Source organism: Vibrio sp. 1CM2L (assembly GCF_023161695.1).
Taxonomy (GTDB): Bacteria; Pseudomonadota; Gammaproteobacteria; order Enterobacterales; family Vibrionaceae; genus Vibrio; species Vibrio coralliirubri.
Window position 1 is genome coordinate 775,508 of record NZ_JALNTT010000001.1, and the last position, 17,573, is coordinate 793,080.

At 46.3% G+C, this 17,573-nt stretch carries 14 protein-coding genes; 6 read left to right on the forward strand and 8 right to left on the reverse strand.

The annotated features are described in order from the left end of the window. Positions 1-7 precede the first annotated feature (7 nt). Together MSG34_RS03280 and MSG34_RS03285 are read left to right on the forward strand one after the other, a co-directional pair. Positions 8-2,377 carry a M4 family metallopeptidase gene (locus MSG34_RS03280; RefSeq protein ID WP_248336276.1) on the forward strand — a complete coding sequence of 790 codons (2,370 nt, stop codon included), beginning with the start codon at positions 8-10 and terminating at the stop codon, positions 2,375-2,377. Between the two features lie 123 nt (positions 2,378-2,500). Continuing rightward, positions 2,501-4,057 carry a M28 family metallopeptidase gene (locus MSG34_RS03285; RefSeq protein WP_248336277.1) on the forward strand — a complete coding sequence of 519 codons (1,557 nt, stop codon included), beginning with the start codon at positions 2,501-2,503 and terminating at the stop codon, positions 4,055-4,057. Positions 4,058-4,172: 115 nt separating this feature from the next. Here MSG34_RS03285 and MSG34_RS03290 read toward each other — a convergent pair whose 3' ends face one another. From MSG34_RS03290 to MSG34_RS03315, 6 genes are all read right to left on the reverse strand, one after another. Further along, positions 4,173-6,623, reverse strand: coding sequence for a family 20 glycosylhydrolase (locus tag MSG34_RS03290; protein ID WP_248336278.1), 2,451 nt, complete (start codon positions 6,621-6,623; stop codon positions 4,173-4,175). Between the two features lie 107 nt (positions 6,624-6,730). Next, positions 6,731-7,360: a bifunctional 4-hydroxy-2-oxoglutarate aldolase/2-dehydro-3-deoxy-phosphogluconate aldolase gene (locus MSG34_RS03295; RefSeq protein ID WP_248336279.1), complete on the reverse strand. Its 630-nt coding sequence runs from the start codon at positions 7,358-7,360 to the stop codon at positions 6,731-6,733. Positions 7,361-7,380: 20 nt separating this feature from the next. Then, complete coding sequence (locus MSG34_RS03300) at positions 7,381-8,328, reverse strand: sugar kinase (protein WP_248336280.1); 948 nt, start codon at positions 8,326-8,328, stop codon at positions 7,381-7,383. A gap of 92 nt (positions 8,329-8,420) precedes the next feature. Further along, the gene (locus MSG34_RS03305; protein WP_048610233.1) at positions 8,421-9,935 is read right to left on the reverse strand and encodes a sodium:solute symporter family protein; all 1,515 of its coding nucleotides are present in this window, start codon (positions 9,933-9,935) and stop codon (positions 8,421-8,423) included. A gap of 207 nt (positions 9,936-10,142) precedes the next feature. Further along, complete coding sequence (locus MSG34_RS03310; protein ID WP_017065166.1) at positions 10,143-10,535, reverse strand: RidA family protein; 393 nt, start codon at positions 10,533-10,535, stop codon at positions 10,143-10,145. Between the two features lie 104 nt (positions 10,536-10,639). Then, positions 10,640-12,073, reverse strand: coding sequence for a D-aminoacylase (locus tag MSG34_RS03315; RefSeq protein ID WP_248336281.1), 1,434 nt, complete (start codon positions 12,071-12,073; stop codon positions 10,640-10,642). A gap of 176 nt (positions 12,074-12,249) precedes the next feature. Here MSG34_RS03315 and MSG34_RS03320 point away from each other — a divergent pair, with 176 nt between their 5' ends. Next, complete coding sequence (locus MSG34_RS03320; RefSeq protein ID WP_248336282.1) at positions 12,250-13,524, forward strand: amino acid deaminase; 1,275 nt, start codon at positions 12,250-12,252, stop codon at positions 13,522-13,524. Between the two features lie 186 nt (positions 13,525-13,710). Next, complete coding sequence (locus MSG34_RS03325; protein WP_017062019.1) at positions 13,711-14,574, forward strand: MurR/RpiR family transcriptional regulator; 864 nt, start codon at positions 13,711-13,713, stop codon at positions 14,572-14,574. 110 nt (positions 14,575-14,684) lie between these two features. Here MSG34_RS03325 and MSG34_RS03330 read toward each other — a convergent pair whose 3' ends face one another. Then, positions 14,685-15,227 (reverse strand): AAA family ATPase, encoded by a 543-nt coding sequence (locus MSG34_RS03330; RefSeq protein ID WP_248336283.1) that lies wholly within the window; start codon positions 15,225-15,227, stop codon positions 14,685-14,687. A gap of 53 nt (positions 15,228-15,280) precedes the next feature. Further along, positions 15,281-15,820 (reverse strand): hydrolase, encoded by a 540-nt coding sequence (locus MSG34_RS03335; RefSeq protein ID WP_248336284.1) that lies wholly within the window; start codon positions 15,818-15,820, stop codon positions 15,281-15,283. A gap of 343 nt (positions 15,821-16,163) precedes the next feature. Between MSG34_RS03335 and MSG34_RS03340 the strand changes: the two genes are divergently transcribed. Together MSG34_RS03340 and MSG34_RS03345 are read left to right on the forward strand one after the other, a co-directional pair. Next, positions 16,164-16,748 (forward strand): porin family protein, encoded by a 585-nt coding sequence (locus MSG34_RS03340; RefSeq protein ID WP_050647614.1) that lies wholly within the window; start codon positions 16,164-16,166, stop codon positions 16,746-16,748. Between the two features lie 252 nt (positions 16,749-17,000). After that, entirely contained in the window at positions 17,001-17,570 is a 570-nt protein-coding gene (locus tag MSG34_RS03345) for a porin family protein (RefSeq protein WP_248336285.1), read from the forward strand. Positions 17,571-17,573: the final 3 nt, after the last annotated feature.

The window sequence follows — 17,573 nt, forward strand, 5'->3', positions numbered from 1 at the left end:
AACAACAATGAAAATAAGAAAGCGTTTAGTTGCCGTTGCTATAGCCAGTGCTATGTCTTTGTCAGTGCATGCAAGTGAATCCGTTCAAATCGATCAGCCGATCAACTTTACTAACTTCTCTGGGCTAAACGCTCAGTTAGGAGTCAGTAATTCATCTAGCTTCAAGATGGTCAAAGAAGTAAACCTCAAAAAGCGTGGTATCTATAAAGTTAAGATCCAGCAGAACATCTGGGGTACCCCGGTATGGGGGCATTACCTAAATGCCACCCAGAGTGCACAAGGTGGGGCGTTAAAGTCGGTTCAAGGAAGCTACCTTAAAACAACGACCTTAGAACGCTCTTTTGTTAAGCCATCAATCAACAGCGCTCAAGCGGTTGAACTCGCAAGTAAAGATCTAAAGACTCAAGGCTTAACCAGCAAATCTCTAGACAACGTTCAACATCAGCTATTTATCTATCAAGGTTCTGTGAAGCAAGGCATCGGACAACAAAGCGCAGATAAAACACGACTAGTGTACGTTGTCTCTTACCTAGTCGAAGGCAGCGAACAGCCGACCCGACCGTTCACCATGCTAGACGCGCACACAGGCGAAGTCATCGACCGCTGGGAAGGTATTGCCCACGCTCAGATCGGTACTGGCCCTGGCGGTAACGAAAAAACAGGCATGTACGAATACGGCACCGACTACCACTTCCTTGATGTTCAAGAAGTGGGCACAGAGTGTGTAATGGAGTCTGAAAATGTCGTTACTGTTAACCTTAATGGCGCAACCGACGGCGACACCACTTACAGCTATGAATGTCCTCGTAACGAATATAAAGCCGTGAACGGTGCATTCTCACCACTCAACGATGCTCATTACTTTGGCAACATCGTGTTCGACATGTATAAAAACTGGTTCGACACAGCGCCACTCTCCTTCAAGCTCATGATGCGTGTTCACTACGGTGAAAACTACGAGAATGCATTTTGGGACGGCAGAGCCATGACCTTTGGTGATGGTGAAAGCTTCTTTTACCCGCTTGTTAGCCTAGATGTATCAGCCCATGAAGTGAGCCACGGTTTCACTGAGCAAAACTCAGGTTTGATATACGCAAACCAATCCGGCGGTATGAACGAAGCCTTTTCTGACATGGCAGGTGAAGCCGCAGAATACTACATGAAAGGCACCAACGACTGGATGGTCGGGCGCAATATCTTCAAAGGCGAAGGTGCGCTGCGTTACATGGACGATCCATCACGTGATGGCTCTTCAATCAACAATGCATCCGAGTACTACGATGGTTTAAACGTGCACTACAGCTCTGGTGTGTTCAACAAGGCGTTCTACCATCTTGCAACCACACAAGGTTGGGACACCAAAAAAGCGTTCGAACTGTTTGTGCTAGCCAACCAGATCTACTGGTCTGAAAACAGCGACTTCTGGCAGGGTGCTTGTGGCGTGAAAAACTCAGCAACCGACCTTGGCTACAGTGCCGATGATGTTGTTTCTGCGTTTAACTTAGTGGGTGTATCACCGTGTGGCGAACCACCACTTCCACCAGAACCGGAATACCAACGCCTTGAAAATGGTGTCGAAGCCGCAGTTGCTGGTGAAACAGGTTCGAAAACTTACTTTGATATCGAAGTACCAGCTGGCCAAGAGAAGCTGACGATTGATCTTGCTGTGTCTACGGGTGACCCAGATATTTATGTCGGCCTAGATTATGCGCCAAGCTCTCAAGAGAATATCTGTAAGAGCGAAACCGTGACCGATGAAGTGTGTGTGATTGAAAACCCAACCGCAGGTCGTTACACGGTTAACGTTCTAGGTTACTCAGATTACGCAGGTGCAAACCTAACAGCATCGTACGAATCTGGCAGCGCTAACGTACCACCCGTCTCTTCTTTCGAGCACACCATTGTCGGTAAAGAAGTCGAGCTACGCAGCACAAGTTCAGACAGCGATGGTCAAATCATCTCTTACCAATGGAACCTAGGCGATGGCAACACGCAAACAGGTGAAGTGACTCGTTATACCTACGATGAAGCTGGCGACTACGTGGTAACGCTAACCGTGACTGACGATGCAGGCGTTGCAACATCAACCAGCAAGTCGATCACGATTGAAGGTGACTCAGCGGAAGGCTTCCCACTAAAACTGAAGTTTGGTAACAAAAACCCGAATGGCAAAGCTCGCGTTAAGCTGGCATGGGATTACGACACCAACGACTACTTCGTGATTAAGCGTAATGGCAAAAATGTTGGTGCTACAGACTTCAACTCATACGTCGACAAGTTCCGTCACAACGGCACAGTCGATGTTGTGTACCAAGTGTGTACCTCAAGCGATATCTGTTCAGAAACCAAGCATTACCGTTTCATTAAAACTCAATAATCGAAAGTAGATTCAGGGCTCCTTATGGGAGCCCTTTTCATGATTATCTGTTCAGAAAATGAAACATCTACACAAAAATCAAACCCATAAACATAACAATACTCACCATAAAAAGGACGACAAATGGCTATTCAAAAAAGCATGCTAGCTTTAGCTGTGCTCGGGGGATCGTTAACCCTAATCAACAGTAGTGCGGCTTACGCATCCCTAGGCATCACACCTCCAGCGAACGAAGAGGTTTGGATCACCACAGATGCGGACGCACAGCATATAATGACTCAGCATGGCGCAACGGTTTACCCAAGCGTGACAGGAAACAAGCATTCCATCATCGCGAAAATCAACCAGAAAGAGCTAGCTAAACTATCCAGCCACATGCACGAAGAAACCCACCGTTGTGGTGGCTACATGGTGCACGAAGACAAAGCAAGCGCACTCAAAGCCGCAGCAATGCCATTGACCATGAGCAGCTTCGAAAAGCCGGTGATCAGCCATCAAGATACAGTGAATGACCTACTCGCTCAGGTCGAACCAAACAACATGGTCACGACCATTGAAAATCTAACCAACTTCACCAACCGTTTTTATACTACTTCTACTGGTGTCGCTGCTTCAGATTGGCTTTTAGAACGTTGGGAAACAGAAATTAAAGATGTACCGTATGCGTCTGCGCGCCAGATCACGCATGCCGAGTATCCGCAAAAATCCGTTGAAGTGACACTGCTTGGCGCTAAATACCCTGAAGAGATCGTCGTTGTTGGCGGACACCTTGATTCAACGGTAGGTTCTTGGACAAGCGAAGGCACCATCTCTCCGGGAGCTGATGATGATGCGTCTGGTATTGCGACCGTAACTGAGTCGCTTCGCCTGATGATCGCCAGTGGCATTCAGCCAGACAAGACCATTAAGTTCTATGGTTATGCGGCAGAAGAAGTCGGGCTGCGTGGCTCACAAGATGTCGCCAACGCTTTAAGAGATGAGCAAGCAAACGTTGTATCGGTACTGCAATTAGACATGACCAACTACAACGGTTCAGCGCACGATATCACCTTCATCACGGACTACACCGACAGCAACCTCACCGCCTATTTAAGCGAGCTGATCGACACTTACGCGAGCGATATCAGTTACGGTTTTGATGATTGCGGCTATGCTTGTTCTGACCACGCCTCTTGGCACAATGTTGGCTACCCAGCTGCTATGCCATTCGAAAGCATGTTCAATGATTACAACCCAAGTATTCATACCCAGCACGACACGCTTGAAAACTCAGATCCAACGGCGACACACGCGACCAAGTTCGCCAAACTGGCGATTGCTTATCTTGTCGAAACCAGCCTTGACTCACCGGTTGTTGGCCCTAAAGAGCTGCAAAATGACATCCCTGTTGAAGGTCTTACTGCAGGATATGGTGAAGAGCAATTCTTCACATTTACGACGGAAAGTGCAGGTCAGTTAACAGTAACACTAACAGGCCCTCGTAGTGGCGATGCGGACTTATATGTGAAACACAACGGCACCGTATCGAAAGCGAACTACGACTGCCGTCCATACCAGAACAGCAGCAACGAACAGTGTGTATTGAACGAACCTGCGGGTGAATTCAGCATCATGGTGCGCGGCTATCGCAACTTTAACGATGTCACCATCGTCGCTAACTTCGTCCCTGATTGGCTGTAAGGTTGGTTGACTAACAATCACACCTCATAAAGAAGCTCAAACTAAAAAACCGCCCACAGAGGGCGGTTTTGATTCACTTATTGGCGTGTGACTTATCAGTTAATCAGTTCGCGACTTACTCAACTAGCTGCTTTAACAGTAACTCAGTCGGGCGAACAATCGCGATGATTGATTCATCATAGATTTTCGCCGAATCAGACAGTATCGCTTGGTAGGCAATCACGTCTGCTGCTCTTACTTTCTCGCCTGCTTGTGCTTTCGCAATCAAGGTTAGCGCCAAGTCTGCGACTTCAACGGTTTTCTCTGCGACAACCACAGTCTCTGCCGAAGACACGTTACCAGCGAAGACAGTCTCTGCGGCAAGTGCAGCCGATTTAGCTTGCTGATAATGTCCTGTAAGTTGCTCTAGTGCTTGTTGATTGCCTGTCGCCACTTCATTGACCAAGTCTTGCATCTCATAAACGGCATAACTTTCCACAGGCAGCGCATCAACGAAGCGGTTTAAGCGCTCGTATTGGCTGTATAAAGTGCCCTTAGGTTCAGTAGAGTTCCACTTCTCCCAGTTACGTGCATAGTACTGTGCTGGCTCAGTGTATTTCGCTAGCACGCGCAGGTCGTGAATATCTTGGCCTTTGGCAATGCGTTTTAACAACATGTCGGCATCCGCATGATGACGTAGGCCAACCGATACTTCAGACCATATGTCCATTGCCTTCATGCGCTTGTACATGCTGCGCTCGTCCGTCAGTTCTTCATCAGACCAGAAACGCTCTGCAATGGCATAACTACGCGGCCATAGATAGTTTTCTACCGTGAGGCTGTCTTTGTTCTCTAGCCACATGGTGATCTCGCCACCTAGGATAAGTTCTTTTTCTTTGTCGGTTAGCTCCGCAGGGTAACCGCCATTTGGCTCTGGAATCACGCTGCCTTCAACATCACTGCTCGCAATCACTTCCCCTGTGGTTGGCCAACGCACGTTACCAATCAACTGGTAGCTGCCTTCAGCAAACCCATTTGGATTCAGATTCAAGTTGAATTCAGTGTAAGACATGAAGTTATCGAAGTGACCGACAAAGGTTTTACCCGGCACATAATCAAGGATGAAGATCTCTTCACGAGACTTACCGTTGTAATCACTGAATGCACGGAAAGTACCGTCTTTCGCTTCAATGATAGTCAGTGTTCCCTTACGTGGGCCGCCTTTTGAACGTGGCTTCTGCCATTGGTAAGTGACAAACTTTTCTCCACTGTGCAGCTTATCGTCAACCGTGATGCCGCTTGGCATTGGATCATTGCGATAATGGTAGCTAGTCGGCTGAGGTTGATCTAGGTAGTAACCGGTAGACAGAATGCCTGGGTAGCCCTCTTTTGCCGCACGACCAATACTGTCGTGCCCTTGCCAGCTTTGAATCACGATCGAAGTCGGCAGATCTTTATGCCAAATCTCATCCCAACCGGTCATCTTCTTACCCCGCTCTTCGAGCATCTTCTCAACTTTTACATTGAGGTAAGACTGCAGACCACGCTCGCCATCGATATTGTTCTCTTCGATAAATTGCTGATGCTTCTCGCTGTTTTTCCACTGCGCATAGTTCGGCTCATCGCCACCAATATGAAAGTACTCATCTGGGAACAGCTCGGTCACTTCATCAAATACGTCGCCCAGCATTTCATAAAGCTCTGGATTCAATGGGTCCATTAATGGTTCAAACACGCCCCAACCACGCTCTTGCTCATAGCTTTGACCTTCACCTCCCGACATCAGGCGCGGGTAAGCATGAGCAACCGCAGAAGAGTGCCCCGGCAGAGAGACTTCAGGAATCACACGAATACCGAGGTTACGCGCGTATTCCACTAAGTAGCGAACTTGGTCTTTGGTGTAGTAGTTACCATCAGCGGTTTCAGACCACAAACGCGGCCATGATTCAGTTTGAATACGAATGCCTTGGTCGTCCCAGAAGTGCCAATGGAAGACGTTCATCTTCGCCGAAGCCATCGCGTCTAACTGACGAATCAACACATCGAATTCAATGAAGTGACGTGAGGTATCGTAAGAAACACCACGCCAGCGGAAGCGAGGCTCATCGACAATCGTGACAGCAGGAATGTGGTAGCCAGTCGTTGTCGTTTCAACGAGCTGCAAAAGGGTTTCGATGCCGTGAATCGTGCCGTATGGGCTTGGAGAACTCAGCGTTATTTGATCACCCTGAGTGGTAATTTTGTAGGACTCTACGGAGTCGATGTTTTGTACTTCAGATTTTGGTGCTGCGTCGATATCAATGATCAAGTTCGCTTGGTCTGCGCTATCAACCTGCCAGTTCAGGATCGGCACGCCAGTCTGGCGCTCAAGGCGATCAATAAAGCGTTTCGCCGTGTATTCAACGCGATCAGAATTAAAGCCGTTGATGTAAACCTTGAAGTTACCGTCGACCTTAACCTGCCCAGCTTGCAGCTCGACTGTTTGTGGGTACGGCATTAAATTTAGATCGGTATTTGGAGCCATTGCTAACGCCATTGGGGACACTACTGAACCTGAAATCAATAGGGATAATATAGTTTTTTTCATTATTAGTTTTCCTATATAACGGGCGTTCTGTTTTGTTTATCGGAGGCAATTCACAAAACAGAACCATCACCACTGCTGTTGTTTATCTTTATTCCAAACGCTTGTCGTTAGTTCACAAGAGCGACTGCTTCACGAACCAATGCCGCGATCTCGTCCCACTGTTCGTTCTCGATCATCTTCGGAGATACCATCCAAGTACCGCCACAGCACACCACGCGATCCACGGCTAGGTAGTCATTCACGTTGTGTTTACCGATACCGCCCGTTGGCATTAAAGACACATCAACGTATGGCGCTAACAGAGATTTCACCATGTTGATGCCACCAGACGCTTCTGCAGGGAAGAACTTCAAGAAGTTAAGACCAAGTTCCAGCGCTTGCTCTACTTGGCTTGGATTGTTTACGCCCGGAACGATTGGAATACCGATTTCTTGGCAGCGTTTTACGGTGTTTGGATTCAGGCCCGGAGCCACGATGAATTCGCTACCCGACTCTTTCGCAAGGTAGATCTGCGCTGACGTTAATACTGTGCCGGCACCGATACACATCTCTGGGTACGCATCGCGCATCGCACGAATCGCACCTGCTGCCGCTTCAGTACGGAATGTTACTTCAGCAACGGGTAGGCCATTTTCTACTAACACTTTTGCCAGTGGAATCGCGTGTTCCACCTTATTGATTTGGATAACAGGGATAACTTTGAATTGCTTAAGTTTGTTGATCATTTCTTGAGACATAATAATTCCGCTTTTTAATTTTATTTTTTAATCAGTTTGCTCATAGCGCTCACGGGGATGATTGCGCCAGAGTATTGAATAACGATTGAAGCCAGTTGGTGGCCAAGTTCGGCTGCGTCAGTGGCGCTCTCGCCAGTAAGACGCGCAGCTAAATAGCCCGCAGCGAATGAGTCGCCCGCAGCACAGGTATCAACCACGTTAGAAACACGAGTCGCTGACACATAGTTCTCAACAACATCGCCTTGTTCAACTTGAACAATCTTGCATGGCTCACAACCACGCTTGATGACGATCTCTTGGCACCCCATACGAAGGCAACGTTGTTGAACGCTCTCAGAGTTACCCCAAACCAGCAGGTCGTCGTCTTCGGTAATCAGTGCGATGTCTACCAATGGCAGTAACTTGGCGTACCAGTGTTGAGCTTGCTCTGTACTCCAAAGCTGTGGGCGATAGTTGTTATCGAAAATCACCTTACCGCCTTGGTTTGAGAACACGCTAATGGCTTTGAATAAACGCTCACGAGAGGCGTCATCCAAGATCGCAATACTGATACCGCTGATGTAAATCGCGTCGACTTGCTTCTCTGTCAGAGCGATTTCAAGCTTGTTTAAGTTATCGATTTGAAAGTAAGATTTTACTGCCGCGTCGTTGCGCCAGTAGTGGAAATGTCGCTCACCTGTCTCGTTGGTTTCGACCATGTATAAACCGGGTAACTTGTTTGGGATACGTTCAACGAAATTGGTTTGAATACCTTCTAGCTGCCAACTATCAATCATGTTCTGAGACAGTTCATCACTACCTAAACCCGTCGCGTAATGAACAGACAAGTTTTGATGTTGAGTTAAGCGAGAAAGGTAAAGCGCGGTATTGAGCGTGTCGCCGCCAAATTTTTTGGTTAATGGAGAGCCGCTTATTTCGACCATACATTCGCCGAAGAAAGCAATATTGAACAGAGAAGATGCCGACATAGCCGCTCCTAAAAATAGAGATAATTGACTTTAGAAAAGGCCCTACCGTTAAGCAGGGCCTGAATTAAGCAAACCAGTTGTGGAGACCAGATTTAGCTTGTTTGATTAGCAGGGCGTTGAGGTGCCGCGTCTTCTTCAATTACACCTGAATCAGACATTTCCATCTCCATCAGAGCGCGTTCATCATCAAGAATCGCTTTCGCCATTTCTGGTGTTACTTGGTTAGCCGGAGTGCATAGGCTAACAGCCACACCTGCTGCTAGAGCAAACAGACATGAAGGAATCACAGGGTTGCCCCAGAAAGCCGTGTAATCAGCGTTTAGCATCACTACGAATGAAGCCACAGAAGCACCTGCTAGCGTTGCAAGCGCACCCTGCCAGTTGTAGCGTTTCCAGAATTTACCCAACATACCGCACACGAACATGCCCGACATTACCGTTGAAATCATCTTAGTGATGTAGCCAATGATATCGTTTGACGTAAGCGCAAATAGCAGTGCAAAACCAATCACCACAATCAGTGCCAAGCGAGAGTAGTTCAGCATTGACTCTTTGTTTGGTACGCGGCCTGTGAACATCACGTAAACGTCACGCAGTAGGATAGACACGCCCGCAATCGCATCTGAGCTTGCACTCGACATGGTTGCAGAAAGACCTGCGATAAGAACAATCATGCCAACGCCAACTGGAAGAACCGTTGCAGCTACGTAAGGGAACGAATAGTTCGGGTTATCCAATGATGGGTCGATTGCGTGTGCAGCCATACCAATGATTGCAGGGATGATTGAGAAGAAAAGGTACAACACACCCGATGCAACAAATGAGCGACGAATGGTTTTAACGTCTTTGCCTGAGTAGATACGTTGACGGAATGAAGGCGTCGCCAGTACACCCACACCGATAACCACAGCCAGAGATACAGCAGGCAGAATGCCCAGTTTATCGATTGCTAAAAAGCTTGTAGCAGCAGGATCCATCGCAGCGTAAAGGTTGTCCATGCCACCAATGTGGTCCACAGACATAACCGCCATCAAGATGAAGCCAGCAAAAAGGATGATAGCTTGGATAGTATCGGTCCATACAACCGCTGTGTAACCACCGATCACCACATAGATAGTAAATGCCGCAGCAATAATAATTTTCGCAAGGTTAAGGTCGATGTCTGCAATCCACGCTAGGTACATACCGCCACCTAGAATATGCGCACCCAACCAACCGATTGACGCGATAAAGATAAGCAGACCAACCACGTTTTTCACGATACGGTTAGCGCCTACGTAGTAAGCCAGCTCTTCACTCATGGTCATGAAGTTCAGTTTACGAACCGGAGCAAACCAAAGGGCTAGCAATAGGATGCCGATAGCACCGCCAATTCCGTACAAAGCACCAGCCCAACCATTCGCGTAGCCGAAGCCAACCGCCCCCATACTTGAGCCCGTGCCGACCATAGTCGCGACGGTTGTACCCAGTACTAAGAATAATGGCAGGCCACGGCCGCCTAATAAGAAATCTTCGCCAGATTTTTGATTACGCGAGACAAACCAGCCTAACCAAATTAAAAATAATACGTACACGCCGAAGCCTGTAAGAAAAAGTGTGCTGTTCATTTGACACCTCTCAGTGAAATATTAAGTTCATTCCTGAACTTTATTTATGATTCATTCATTTTATATTTCATATAATTACTTTATTGGTTTTGTATATTTTTTAATTAAAGTAATTTTTATAAATGTAGGGTGAGAGTATTAAAGGATAATAACAGGGATGCTTACCCCCTAATACTCTCTAAGTAGGTTATTGTGATTAGGTTATAACTAAACGCGATCAGCGCGGTAGCAAGTCACATCTACTTCAACTTTCACGTCTACCACTAAGTCACAGACCATGCAGATACGTGCCGGTGGGTTAGCACCGAAAAACTCTTTGAATACCTTATTAAAAGATTGGAAGTAACGAGAATCCGTTAGCACAACCTTTACGTGCATTACGTCTTCTAGGCCGTAGCCCGCTTCAGTCATGATATCGACACAGTTTTGGATCGCTAGGCGAGACTGGTCAACAATACCACCCTCAACCACTTCACCATCTGTCATCGGTGTCTGGCCAGAAACGTACAGGAAACCACCCGCTTCAGTTGCGCGTGCAAATGGTAAATGTTGTCCGCCTGTACCTGTACCGCCTTCAACACCGTAACGTTTAATAGTCATTTTTCAACTCCACTTCTTTATAGATAATATTGGTTCTGTTCCAATATATTTAAATTAATTCGTCATTTTTATATTTACCGTAAATTTAATTTGATAATTAAAATCTAGTTTCGGTAAATAAAAACGCCTGAACGATTATTTTTCACTTTTCCTTGCTGGTAAGTTAACTCACCATTTACAAATACACTTTCTATTCCTTCAGCAACTGAAATAGGATTTTCAAATGTTGCTGTGTCTTTAATATTCTTTGGATCAAATAAAACTAAATCGGCAAAGGCACCACAGCGAACTTCGCCTCGGCCCGCTAAGTTGTAACGCTCTGCCGACATTCCGGTCATCTTGTGAATCGCTTCTGGCAACGAGAACAGTTTTTCATCTCGGCAGTAGTGACCCAATACTTTCGGGAAGGTGCCCCACAGTCTTGGGTGTGGATGCGGGTCATTAGGTAAACCGTCTGAGCCGACCATGGTCAGTTTGTATTTCAATACACGCTTTACGTCGTTCTCATCCATGCAGTGATAAACCGCGCCCGCTGGTTGAAGCGCTTTTGCCGCGTCCATCAGAGGTAGATTCATTTCATCAGCAATTTTCTTCAGCGTTTTGCCTGCGTGTTCTGGTTTTGCTTCAGACCAAGTGATAAAGATGTCGAAATCATCGGTCACTTGTTTCAAATCTAATGTCGAAGAGCTCGCTGAGTATGGGTAGCAGTCACAAGACACATCTTGGTGCTCAGAAACCTTGTCCATCAAATCAAGAACTTCAACAGTTCTGCCCCAGTTGCCCGCACCTGCACATTTAAGGTGAGAGATAACAACAGGCACTTTCGCGTATTGTCCTGTCTCAAACGCCTCTTCCATCGCGCTTAAGATCTCTTCGAATTCGGTACGCATGTGCGTGGTATAGATGCCGCCGTGGCTAGACAGTACCTTTGCTAACTGCATCACTTCGTTGGCATTCGCTTGTTTCGCACTTGCGTAAGCCAGACCAGAGCTCAAACCTAATGCACCTTGCGCCATCGCTAAATCAAGGTTGGTTTGCATCGCTGCGATTTCATCTTCGCTTGCAGTGCGTTGTAGATCGTCCATCACTTGGTTACGCAGTGTGGTGTGGCCAACCAACGCTGCTACGTTTACTGCGGGTTGAGCTTGCTCTACCGCTTGTGCATACGCCGCAAAAGTTGGGTATTTAAAATCAGCCTGCACACCTAAAAGATTCATTGGGTCAGGTGGATCGCCAGCCAAAACCGTTGGCGATGCGCTGATGCCACAGTTGCCAACAATCACGGTTGTTACACCTTGGCTGATCTTCGGTAGGCAGTCTGGGTAACGAATTACGTTGGTATCGTCATGTGTATGTACATCGATAAATCCAGGAGCCAATGCTAAGCCTGCTCCCTCAACCAACTGGCCACAATCTTCGTGATCGATTTGACCAATTTCGGCGATTTTTCCATCAAGGATTGCTACATCGGCACAAAACGATTGTTCGCCGGTGCCATCAAACACCTCTACATTTTTGATTATCGTATCGAACAACATTTTTCACTCTCTCAATCCACTGTGTTGATGGAGCTATATTAAGAATCCAGCCGATTATTTTCAGTGACAAAACACACATAATATTTTAATTTGCGTGATAGTTTCTACCACAAATTAGATTACAGATATATTTAAACATTAAATAACAACGACTTAAATCATGTTAGGAATCAGCAATGAAACATAACCCTGCACAAAAAGATGTTATAAAGTATCAAAAAGATAGTTTCGTCTTGACTGAAAAAGGCCAAAAAGGGAGAGCAGTATCACAATCTGAGAACGGTATTTACCGACTGGTTGATGAAGATATTTCGCTTCCGGTAGCAATTATTAAACAATCCGCCTTAACCAATAACCTAAATTGGATGCAATCATTCGCCGATCACCATCAGGTTAAATTGTCACCGCATGGCAAAACATCAATGACCCCTGCTTTTTTCCGCCAACAGCTAGAAAATGGCGCTTGGGGTATTACAGTAGCGACACCTGCACAAGCAGAAGTTGCCGCTATGGCGGGTGCAAAACGAATCATCATGGCCAACCAGTTGGTGGGTAAAACCAACATGGCGATCGTTGAACAGCTGATCAGTGAATTTGATGTCGACTTTTACTGTTGTGTGGATTCATCGATAAACGTGCAGCAACTTAACCAGTATTTCGCCAACACCAAACAGACACTAAAAGTACTGATCGAATTTGGTGTGCCGGGCGGTCGTTGTGGTTGTCGTTCACCACAAGAAGTTCTAGAACTGGCTCAAACCATCCAAGACACACCTGCCCTTTCGCTGGCGGGTATTGAGGTGTATGAGGGTGTGATTCACGGTGACAACGCAGAACAAGACATTCGCACCTTCTTAAATCAGGCACTGACCTCGGTCGAAAGCCTCACATCAGATGGCCTAATTGCAGGGCAACCTATCATCACGGGTGCCGGCTCTGCTTGGTATGACGTGGTTGCAGAATGTTTAGCGAACCTAACCGATTACTTGGCGATCATCCGCCCGGGCTGTTATGCCATTCACGATACCGGTATCTACCTAGATGCCCAAAGCAAGGTGTTGCAACGCGCCCAAGTAAACCAAGGTTACGCGTGTGAATTGGGTGGTGATTTAGAATCGGCACTTGAGGTATGGGCGTATGTAATCTCTCGCCCAGAACCGACCAAACTAGTGGTTGGGCTAGGCAAGCGTGATGTGGCGTTCGATGCAGGCTTACCAATTGCTGAACGTGGCTATCGCAATGGCGAAGCTATCTCAGTGAAAGGGCTGACTGCTACCGCCGTGATGGATCAGCATACCTTTGTTGAAACGGACGGCTCTTCTGAGATTGAAGTAGGAGACATGATTGCATTCTCAACCTCACACCCGTGTTTAACCTTCGATAAGTGGCGCTACATTGCCATCAGCGATGACGACCATCAGGTAACAAACTGGGTGGAAACCTGCTTCTAGTTCGATTTTTCAATAAGCTAGAATCAGCGAAACAATAAGATATACTAACGGGGCTAAGGCTTAGTTTTTAATGGATTAGTGCTCAATAGCTAAATGACTAAAAAGCTAAAGAGCTTGCTTCTTACGAGCTAGATTCTTAATAACTAGGTAATAACGATTAGCCCCATCAACAAAGGATCAGGATTCTTGAGTTTAGAAGTAGATATCATTTCACAGATAACGGAGCGTTTTCCCGCTCTTCGTGATGCAGAGAAAAAAGTCGCTAAGCTGATCATGGACGACATTGATTTTGCAGCCAATGCCAGCATCACCGAGCTTGCTGAAAGCGCTCAAGTAAGTGAAGCCACCATTACACGTTTTGCTAAGGCTATTGGCTGCAGCAACGTACGTGATATGAAGATCAAGCTTGCTCAAACACTGACAGTTGGCCAGCGTTTTATTCTCGAACCGGTTGACCAAACGGGTTATCAAGGTATCTACGAATCGATCAAGCAGAGCTTAGACATCAACCGTACCTTGTTCAAAGAGCAAGACGTTGAAACCGCAGTCAGCTGGCTGCATAACGCCAGACAGATCATCGCTATCGGCATGGGTGGTGGCTCGACTATCGCCTCTCAAGAGCTGCAACATCGACTGTTTCGTTTGGGCTATCCCGTGGTGTCGTACAACGATGGTTTGATGTCACGCATGGTTGCAGCGACAGCAGACGCCAATGATGTGATGGTGATGATCTCCGCGACCGGTTTCACGCCTGTGATCACTGAAACCGCAGAGCTGGCTAAGCAGTACGGGCTTAAGATCATCGCAATTACCCCACAAGACACACCGTTGGCAAAGATTGCCGATATCTTGTTGCCCATCAAACATATGGAAACTGACTTCATCTACAAACCGTCGGCTTCTCGCTACGCCATGTTGGCGCTAGTGGATGTGCTTTCTATGGGGATCGCAGTCAATCATAAGAACCGCTCTCGCGACAAACTGCGTCGTTTGAAGGTTGCGTTAGATTCCTACCGAGGTGGGGGCGACCGACAGCCTCTCGGTGATTAATGTTTAAGACGACTAAGTCATCAACTAGTCGATTTCAATAAAAAGCCCCGCAGTATTCACTCAATCGAGTCGATACTGCGGGGCTTTTTTAGTTGTGGCTTTTCTGGAAATCACTCGCCTGAGTCAATCGAAGCTAAGATAAACTCGACTCGGTCCTCAATAGATAGCTTGGGCACTTCCACCAGCTGATAACCAAACTGGGTATAAGCTGTCACCATCTTTTCGTAAGTGGCGATCGCTTCATCGAAATCTTGTTTACGTTCTTCGTCATTGATGAAAATCGAATCCCATAGTGGGAAGATAAATACCTTGCTGTTGTATTCAAGCTCATTGCATTGATTCAACAGAGATTCAGAAATCGGCAAAGCTTCCAACAAGCTGTAACCATATGAATCTACGATACTTCTATCAAAGAAAACGCGCTGTTCACTTGCCTCAAATACTTGGTAATTAACTAACTCTTCTCGCACCATCTCATCACGAAAAGCCACTTTATCTAACCATGGCAAGGCACTCCCTTGTCGTGCTACTTGGTGTTGAATGACTTTACGCCCAACCTCTGGTGCGCAGCGATAGCCGCGACTTTTCAACGCCTCGATAACCGAGGTTTTTCCTGAGCCCGGACCACCGGTAAATACGATTAGATTATTCAAACAAACCTCTTCAAAAGGGAAAATTAACGAATCGGGCCGTAACGAAACCCAAGTTAACGAATTAAGGCTAGGATCGGCTTGAATTCTGGTGCGCGACAATCTTTCACTAGCTCGTACAAGCTCATTTCTAATCCCGTAATTTGGACACCGGCATCGGTTAGTCGACGGATTGCCAGATCCTTGTTGAGTGCCGTTCGCGAACTAACACAGTCGCCAACTACCTGAACCTTGTACCCAAGATCTAACAACCCCATTGCGGTTTGATAGACACAAATATGAGCCTCAATGCCACACACCAACCACGTATCAACATCTTTAGCTTGCACTGCCTCAACAAACTTGGGCTCGTTACAAGCGTTAAACGTAAATTTCGATATCGGCTTAGCATCGCTCAGCAGGTCATTCAGCTCGTCGACCGTAGCACCTAGCTTCTCTGGATTCTGCTCCAAACGAATAATTGGCAGACCCAAAACCTGCGCTCCTTGAACCAACTTTCCGCAATTAGCAATCAGCGCATCGCTGTCATCAACAAGGCGTGCGAGCTTACCTTGCACGTCCACAACCACCAAACCTGTGCTTCCTCTGTTTAACATCCAACTCTCCTTGTCATCATTAGAATCAGCGTACTGCTTTGCTCTCAATAAACACCGCAATAAATACTACAATAGAACAAATATAATATTTCTTATGTTTTATTTTTCAATTAGTTAGATAAATACGAACTCACTCCAACCTTAAAAAACATCGTTTTATTTAGCAAATTTAACCATTTGTCAATATATGAATTTTATTTATAAACAATATAACCAAAAAATTCTCTGTTACCCCTTGATAAATCAAGGACCGAAGACAATCACGATATCAATGAAAAAATAGGTTTCATTTGTGAGGGTTTTATAAATCAATTATCAGCGATACCGTGATTTGCATCACAGGATGAGTAAACAAGGTATTATCATGAAAAAATCAGCATTAGCACTCGGCTTAATCGGTTTAGTTTCACTTCCAACTTTTGCAGCAGGTATCGATGGTGGCGCATACGTAGGTGGCGGACTTAGCGTCTATCAAGGCTCAGACACTGATAGTGCTCCAAGCTTAGATTCTAGCGGTATGGGCTACAACCTATACGGCGGTTACCAATTCAACCGTATCGTTGGTGTAGAACTTGGCTACAACGATTACGCAAACTACAAAAATAGCTACGAAGACCTATCACCGACGTCTATCTCTGTATCAGCAAACCTCGGTTATACATTCGACAATACCATTCGACCATTCGTATTAGCAGGTTTGAGTTCCGTAGACCTAAACGCAAGTAGTGGTTCTAGTTTTGACGATGACAGCGGCACTGGCTTCCACTTTGGCGTCGGCGTTGAATACTCACCTATCGAACACTTAACACTTCGAGCTATTTCTCAGGCTGATGCGGTAAGTGTGGATAATACGGTTGGTGGCAAGACATACAGTAGCGACACTCTAGCATTCAACAGTGTGAGCTTCGGTGGTTCATACGACTTCTAATATTCTCCCCAAACGACTGCGTCGTAAGTAAGTAGCTCAAATTCACTTTGCTACTCTGCCCTGTGATAAGGCAGCACAGTAAAGTGAATTTTTGTATCTATGTAACGATTCAGCTTACAAAGCCATACAGTAATGAGCAAAAGACTCAGGGATAATTGTCAACAACGGTCGAGAGGCCAAAAACCAACAACAATTAAAAATCAACAGTGACCGACAATCACATTTGAAGACATGACAGAGTGAGTAACAAAGATGAACAAGATAACAAAATCAGCATTAGCACTGGGTTTAATCAGCGCAGTTTCTCTTCCAGCTTTAGCCGCAGGTACTGATGGCGGTGCATACATTGGTGGCGGACTTAGTGTCTACCAAGATTCTGATACAGACGGTCAAGGTAGCTTAGATTCAGATGGCATGGGCTACAACCTATACGGCGGCTACCAATTCAACCGTATCGTTGGTATTGAACTTGGCTACAACGATTACGCAGACTACAAAAAGGGTGCTGCAAAACTGTCGCCAACTTCTATTTCGTTGTCAGCAAACCTAGGTTATACGTTCGACAACACGATTCGTCCATTCGTGCTTGCAGGTTTAAGCTCTGTTGACCTAAACGCAAATAACGCAGCTCTGTATGATGACGATAGCGGTACCGGTTTCCACTTTGGTGTTGGTGTTGAATACACGCCAATCGAACACCTAACGCTGCGTCTAATTTCGCAAGCAGACGCAGTAAGCGTGGAAAACGACTACGGTACGTACAAAAACGATAAGACACTAGCCTTCAACAGCATTAGCTTCGGTGGTTCATACAACTTCTAATGT